This is a genomic window from Burkholderia sp. KCJ3K979, from assembly GCF_016759955.1.
Classification (GTDB): domain Bacteria; phylum Pseudomonadota; class Gammaproteobacteria; order Burkholderiales; family Burkholderiaceae; genus Burkholderia; species Burkholderia orbicola.
The window spans coordinates 1-6,807 of the sequence record NZ_JACFYV010000296.1 but is presented as its reverse complement, the minus strand read 5'-3'; the positions used below and the strand labels follow the sequence as shown (position 1 = coordinate 6,807).

5 protein-coding genes are annotated in these 6,807 nt (G+C 68.9%); 4 read left to right on the top strand and 1 reads right to left on the bottom strand.

The window, feature by feature from the left end; genetic code table 11:
- From H3O04_RS32915 to H3O04_RS32900, 4 genes are all read left to right on the top strand, one after another.
- The coding region (locus H3O04_RS32915) for a metallophosphoesterase family protein (RefSeq protein ID WP_202589278.1) at positions 1–1,123 on the top strand (1,123 nt) is incomplete at its 5' end.
- Between the two features lie 3 nt (positions 1,124–1,126).
- Entirely contained in the window at positions 1,127–4,597 is a 3,471-nt protein-coding gene (locus H3O04_RS32910; protein ID WP_202589277.1) for an ATP-binding protein, read from the top strand.
- A gap of 120 nt (positions 4,598–4,717) precedes the next feature.
- Positions 4,718–5,242: an HD domain-containing protein gene (locus H3O04_RS32905; RefSeq protein ID WP_006489846.1), complete on the top strand. Its 525-nt coding sequence runs from the start codon at positions 4,718–4,720 to the stop codon at positions 5,240–5,242.
- A 9-nt stretch (positions 5,243–5,251) separates the two neighbouring features.
- Complete coding sequence (locus H3O04_RS32900; RefSeq protein WP_043888527.1) at positions 5,252–5,929, top strand: DUF429 domain-containing protein; 678 nt, start codon at positions 5,252–5,254, stop codon at positions 5,927–5,929.
- Between the two features lie 155 nt (positions 5,930–6,084).
- Here the strand turns inward: H3O04_RS32900 and H3O04_RS32895 are convergent, their stop codons facing one another.
- A complete protein-coding gene (locus H3O04_RS32895) occupies positions 6,085–6,522 on the bottom strand; it encodes an ATPase (RefSeq protein WP_237666519.1) in 438 nt (145 codons plus the stop codon).
- Positions 6,523–6,807 lie beyond the last annotated feature (285 nt).

The following is a 6,807-nucleotide window of genomic DNA, read 5'->3' as shown; positions in this document are numbered from 1 at the left end:
TGCGATCGAAGAGGAAGTCGCGTTCCTCGTGATCGCGGGCGACCTGTACGACGGCGACTGGAAGGATCACAACACGGGCATCTTCTTCGGCCAGCAGATGGGGCGGTTGCGCCGGGCCGGCATCCGTGCGTTCGTGCTCGGCGGCAACCACGATGCCGAAAGCGAGATGACGAAGAAGCTGACGCTGCCCGACAACGTCACCGTGTTCGGCCACCGCAAGCCGGAGACCGTCCGCCTGCCGGAATTCGACGTTGCGCTGCACGGGCAGAGCTTCAAGGACAAGGCCGTCGTCGACAACCTCGCGATCGGCTATCCGGACCCGGTGCCCGGGTACTACAACATCGGCGTGCTGCATACGGCGCTCGAAGGGTATGCGGCGCATGCGAACTATGCACCGTGCACGCTGGCCGAACTGCATGCGAAAGGCTACGACTACTGGGCGCTCGGCCACGTGCATGAATTCCAGCAATGGACAGGCCCGTCCACCGTCGTGTTTCCCGGCAATCTGCAGGGACGCCATATCCGCGAGACGGGCCGGCGCGGCGCGGTGCTCGTGACGGTCGAGCAAGGCAAGACGCAGGTCGAGCGCCTGTATCTCGACGTGCTGCGCTGGGAAGCCGTGTCGGTCGACGCGTCCGATTGCGTGTCGGTGGCCGATCTGTCGAGAAAGATCGGCCAGTCGCTGGAGGCGCTGTTGACCGTCGACGGCCACGTGCCGCGCGCGGTGCGCGTCACCGTTACCGGGCGCACCCCCGCGCACGGCCTCTTTTTCGGCCGCGCGCCGCAGTTGCGTGCGGAGGTGCTGAACCAGATCGGCATCATCGGCAATGAGCGGCTGTGGCTCGAGAAGGTCCGGCTCGCGACGTCCGCGGCCGATCATCAGCAGGGTGAGAGCGAGCAACTTGAAGCGCTGGAGGACCTGAAGCAGATCCTGGCCGACGCCGCACACGATCCGGATTTCCTCGCGCTGCTCGAACGCGACCTGAAGCCGTTCGTCGGCAAGGTCCGCAGCGACGTGAAGGAGGAGGTGCCGTTGCTGACGATGGCCCGCGCCGGCGAGCTGACCGCGCTGGTCGAGCAGGTCGGGCCCGCGCTACTCGCGCGGCTGGCGAGGGGGGAGTAAGCGATGCGCATCAGTCAGCTCGATCTGATCAAGTACGGCAAGTTCACCGACGAGACGCTGCGGTTCCCGTCGGCCGGCGAGGATTTTCATGTGATCGTCGGGCCGAACGAGGCCGGCAAGTCGACGATCCGCACGGCCGTGTCCGAATTGCTGTTCGGGATGAAGCTGCAGACGCCGCTCGATTTCCTGCACAGCACGCCCGAGTTGCGGATCGGCGGCGTGCTGGAGAGCGGCACGGGCGAATTCGCGTTCCACCGGGCGCGCGGGCGCAGCCCGTTGCGCACGCCCGCCGACGACAAGCTGCCCGACGACTATCTGGCAACCATCCTCGACGGCGCGACGCGCGAGTTCTTCGAGCAGATGTTCGGGCTCGATCACGGGCGGCTGGTCGATGGCGGCCGCAGCATTCTCGACGCATCGGACAAGCTCGGCCAGGTGCTGTTCGAATCGGCTGCCGGGGTCGGCAGCCTGGGGCCGGTGCGCGAGGAACTCGACGCGCGCGCGCTCGAATTGTGGGCGCCGCGTCGCAGCGGCAGCGCGTTCGCGCTGGCCGAAACGGCATTCAACGAAGCCGTCACCGAACTGAAGACGGTCCAGGTGCGTACGCGCGACTGGGTCGATCGCAAGGACGCGCGCGAAGCGGTCGAGCAGCAGATCGAGCAGGCGCGCGCGGAACAGCGCCGGCTCGAAGCGCTGCGCTCGAAGCTCGAACGCGTGCGGCGGCTTGCGCCGTACCTGAAGGAACTGACGGTCAAGGACGCGGCGCTGGCCGAACTGGGCGCGGTCGTCGAGTTGCCGCCGACCGCGTACGCGGATCTGCTGAAGGCGCAGGGCGATCTCGCGGCCGAACAGAAGGTACTCGAGGAGCGGTGTGCCGATCTGTTCGCGAAGCGGCAGGCGCGCGATGCGATCGCCGCGGACGCCGACACGCTGGCGCTCGAAGCCGATATCGAAGCGCTCGATCGGCTGCGCGGCGCATGCATGAATCACGCGCAGGATCTGCTGCTGCTCGGCGCGGACGTCGAGCGGCACCTGGTAGCCGCGTCGTCGGCGGCCGCGCAGCTCGGCTGGCCGACGGACGAAGCGTCGCTGCGCGCCGTGTTGCCGACGGCGCTGTCGTTGAAGACGGTCGCGAACCTGCTGCGTGAGCACGGCCTGCTGCACCAGGCGCTTGCCGGCGCACGCGAATCGCTCGACGAGCGCACGCGCGAGCTGGCGCAGGTCCGCGAACAACAGGCGCGCCTGTCGACCGTCGACGTGCCGGAAGCGTTGCGCGCGGCGCTGGCCGATGCGCAAGGCTTTCGCAACAGCGGCGCGCGCGAGCAGGCGCTGGCGCACGAAATCGCGGCGGCCGAACGCACGCTGTCCGGCGCGCTCGACGCGCTCGGCCAGTGGCGCATGCCGGTCGATGCGCTGCGTGCGCTCGACGTGCCGTCGGCCGCGCGGCTCGGTGCGCTGCTCAAGGAAGACAGCGAGCGTGCCAGCGCGGCCGCTGCCGCGCGCGACGCGCGGGATGGCGCACTCGAAGAGCTCGAGCGGCTCGAACTGCAGGAGAAGCATTTCGCGGAGAACCACAAGGTCGTCACGACCGCCGACGTGCTGGCGGCGCGTGCGCGGCGCGACGGCGCGTGGGGCGAGATTCGCAGCGGCGCCGTCGATCTCGCCACGGGCGCACCGGCGCTCGACGACGCGATTCGCCTCGCCGACGAACTCGTCGATGCGCAGCTCGGCGCGACCCAGGCCGCGGCGACGCTGCAATCGCTGCGTCAACAGGTCGAATCCGCGCGTGCAGGCGTGACGCGCCGACAAGCCGCGCTGGACGAACGCGAGCGCGAGCTCGCCGCCCATCGCGACGCGTGGGCTGCGCTCGCGACGGCGGCCGCGGTGCCCGGCATGCCGCTGGCGGCGATGGGCGACTGGCTCGCGAAGCGCGACACGGTGTTCGCCGCGCAGGCCGATCTCGATCGTCTGCGCCGCGAATTCGACACGATGCGGGCTACGCGGGCCGGCGCGGAAGCCGCGTTGCGGGCGGCGCTGCTGACGGTATCGCGAGGCGGCGAGGCGGACGGGTTGGCCGCGCTCGTCGCCGTCGCCGAGACGTTTGTCCAGTCGGCCGAGAAAGCGGCCGCACAGAAGGACAGTCTCGACGATCGTGCTCGCGAAGCCGAACGCGGCTGCGCGACCGCGCAGTCGCGGGCCGATCATGCGCAAACGGCTTACGACGCGTGGCAAGCGCAATGGCGCGACGCGCTGGCCGACGCGAAACTGCCCGCGAGCGCGACGACGCTGGCCGCGGCGGAAGGCGCGCTCGGGCTTGCGAATACGGTGACGGCCGAACTGGCCGAGGCCGACGCGCCACGCAACCGGATTGCGACGATCCGCGCGGAGCTGAACGCGCTCGAGGCCGGCGCGCGGCGGCTTGCCGAAGCGCTCGCGCCGGAATGGCTGGCGAGCGGCGACTGGCTGGACGTGGCGCGCCGGCTGACGATGCGTCTCGCGGCCGCCCGGGAAATCGCCCGAGCGATCGATCGTGCCGACGAGGCCGTGCGGCACGCCGACGGCAAGGTCGCGGACGCGGCTGCCGCAGTGGCCGGCGCCGACGCGCGCATCCAGCCGCTGCTGCAACTGGCCGGCGTCGCGTCGATCGACGCGGCGCTGCCGCTGGCCGAGCGCTCGGATCGGCAGCGCCAGCTTCGACAGGCGGTCGACGCCGCGCACGAGGCGCTGGTGCGCGACGGCGACGGGCTGTCCCGGTCCGCCGTCGAGGCCGAGGTGGCGGAACAGGACATCGCCGACGTGCCGGCGCAGCTCGAAGCGGTGAAGCAGTCGCTCGCCGATATCGGCAAGCGGCTGAACGAGCTGTCGCAGCAGCAGGTCGTGGCCGACCAGGCGTTCGGCGCGATCGACGGCCAGGCGAACGCGGCCGTCGCCGAGGCGAAACGGCAGGAGGCGCTGGCGGCGATGGGCGACGCGGCCGAGCAGTATCTGGAGGCGGCCACCGCGAGCCGCTTGCTGAAGTGGGCGACGGATCGCTACCGCGACCAGAAGCAGGGGCCGATGCTGCGGCGCGCGGGCGAGATTTTCGCCGGGCTCACGCTGGGCGAATTCGCGAAGCTGACCGTCGACACCGAACGGACGCCGCCCGCGCTGTATGCGCGGCGCACGAGGGGAAAGTCGGTCGAGGTCGCGGGGCTCAGCGAAGGGACCCGCGATCAGCTGTTCCTCGCGCTGCGGATCGCGGCGCTGGAGTTGCAGCTCGGCAGCCGCACGGCGCTGCCGTTCGTCGCCGACGACCTGTTCATCAATTTCGACGATGCGCGCGCGAAGGCCGGGCTCGATGCGTTGCGCGATCTGTCGACGCGCACGCAGGTGCTGTTCCTGACGCACCACGACCACCTGCTGCCGCTCGTGAGGGATGTATTCGGCGCGCGGGTCAACGTGGTCGAGTTGCAGCGCGCGCCGGCCGGCGCGTGACACGGGGTACGCCGGGATGCCGGCGCACGGGAAGGGTCATCGCGTACAGGTAGTATGAGCAGTTCCGAAACGCACGCGGCCGGTTCGACGGCCGCGGGTCTGGCCACACGAGGGGGGAATATGAAGAAGCTGGTAGCCGCGATTGCGTTCGCGGCGGACAAGCATCGCAATCAGCGGCGCAAGGATGAAGAGGCGTCGCCGTACATCAATCATCCGATCGCGCTCGCCGACGTGCTGGCCAACGAGGCCGGCGTCGAGGACGAACGCGTGATCGTCGCGGCCGTGTTGCACGACACGGTCGAGGATACGGAGACGACCGAGCAGGAGTTGCTGCGGCTGTTCGGCAAGGACGTGGCGGACATCGTGATGGAAGTCACCGACGACAAGTCGCTGCCGAAGGAGGAGCGCAAGCGTCTGCAGGTCGAGCACGCGGCCACCATCAGCCGGCGCGCGAAGCTCGTGAAGCTGGCCGACAAGATCTGCAACCTGCGCGACATCGCCCGGCATCCGCCCGCGGACTGGCCGCTCGAACGCAAGCAGGCGTACTTCGACTGGGCGAAGTCGGTCGTCGACCCGATGCGCGGCGTCCATCCCGGTCTCGAGGCGATCTTCGACACCGCGTACGCCGCGCGGCCGGCGGACTGACGCACGCGCATGTGCTCGGCCCGATTCGCCGCACGACAACCCGCTGCCGTGGCGGGTGTCGACGTCGGCGGCGACAGGAAGCTGTGCGATCTCGTGATCCTGCGTGGCTCGACGGTCGTCTGCCGGGAAGCGCGGATCGCGCCCGAGTCGCTGCCCGCACTGTGTCTCTCCCATGATGTCGTCGCCGTCGGCGTCGACGCACCGAGCCTGTGGTGGACCGGGAGCGGCCGCCGCGCGGCCGAGCAGGCGCTCGCGCGCGAACGGATCTCGTGCTTCCCGACCCCGTCGCGGGAGCAGGCCGTCGCGAGCACGTCGGGCTTCTTCGACTGGATGTTCATGGGGGAGCGCGTCTACCGCGCGCTCGCGGACGCTTATCCGTTATTGACCGACGCGCACTACGCGGGTGGGCGGGCGAGTTTCGAAACCTATCCTTATGCGATTACCTGCGCGATGCTGGGCAAGGCCGTGGCGTCGGCGAAGCAGAAGCGCAACCAGCGCCGGCAACTGTTGGAGCGGCTGGGCATCGACGTATCGACGCTGCGCTCCGTCGATGCGCGCGATGCGACCCTGTGCGCATTGACGGCGCAATACGTAATCGACGGGAACGCGCATGCGTACGGCGATGCGGCGGGCGGATACATCCGCGTGCCGATGATGCGCGAGACGATCGTGCTGGATGCGTCGTAGCGGCGACGTGCGGCTCCGCGCGGGGTGACGGTCGCACACGGTGGTCGCTTCGTGCGGGAATCGGCGGCAGGCCCTGCGATGCAGGGGAAGCAGCTAACGGTTGTCGGTGGGCACGACGTGAGTCCGGTGCACCGCGCGGTTCCGGTCGAGCCGGTTCAATCCTCGAGGATGGATGTCGGCACGCTGGACAGGTCGCAGGCTTGTGCTTGCTCGAAGTAGCTGTCCGCATCGTCGATCATCACGATCGCGACGTCGATCAACTCGTCCAGCCGTTGCAGCAGCGATTCCCGCCACTCGATGTCTTCGTCGCGCTCGGGCGTCTTGTCCAGTTGCTCGATGATCGAGTCGGCCGTCTGCAGGAATGGAATTGCTTGCTGATAGTTTTCGATCGAGACCAGCGCCGCATTGCGTGCGCCGACGAGCCGCTCGCGATGCGTGTCCGCCAGTTCGGATTCGCCGCTGATGCGCGGCAACATGTCCGAGATGCGTTGCAGAAGCGGCGGCACCTGTTGTTCCAGCAGGATCGCGCGCTCGCGCAGTGCGGCATATTCGTCGCGAAGGTCGGCGTCGCCGGGTTGAGTCGTGCTGTCCATCATCGATATGAGTGCGTGGTTCGGTCGCGGCATGATACTCGACCGCGCCGGGTTCCTTGCCGGTTCCGCGCCCTCCTATATATGGGAGGGAAGAGACGTGTTCGTCATATCTTTGGAGGGCGGCGCGTGTTGCGTTTTACCGCCCGTCGAGCGCAAAACCTCCGTGCGCGGCAGCGCACGGAGGCTTTTTCAAACTTTCTTCACAAAGGGCTTGCGTGGACGGGGGCGGGTGCTTAGAATCACGCCTCTTTCGCGCCAACGGAAACGCGGCGCGGAAGGAAGGGA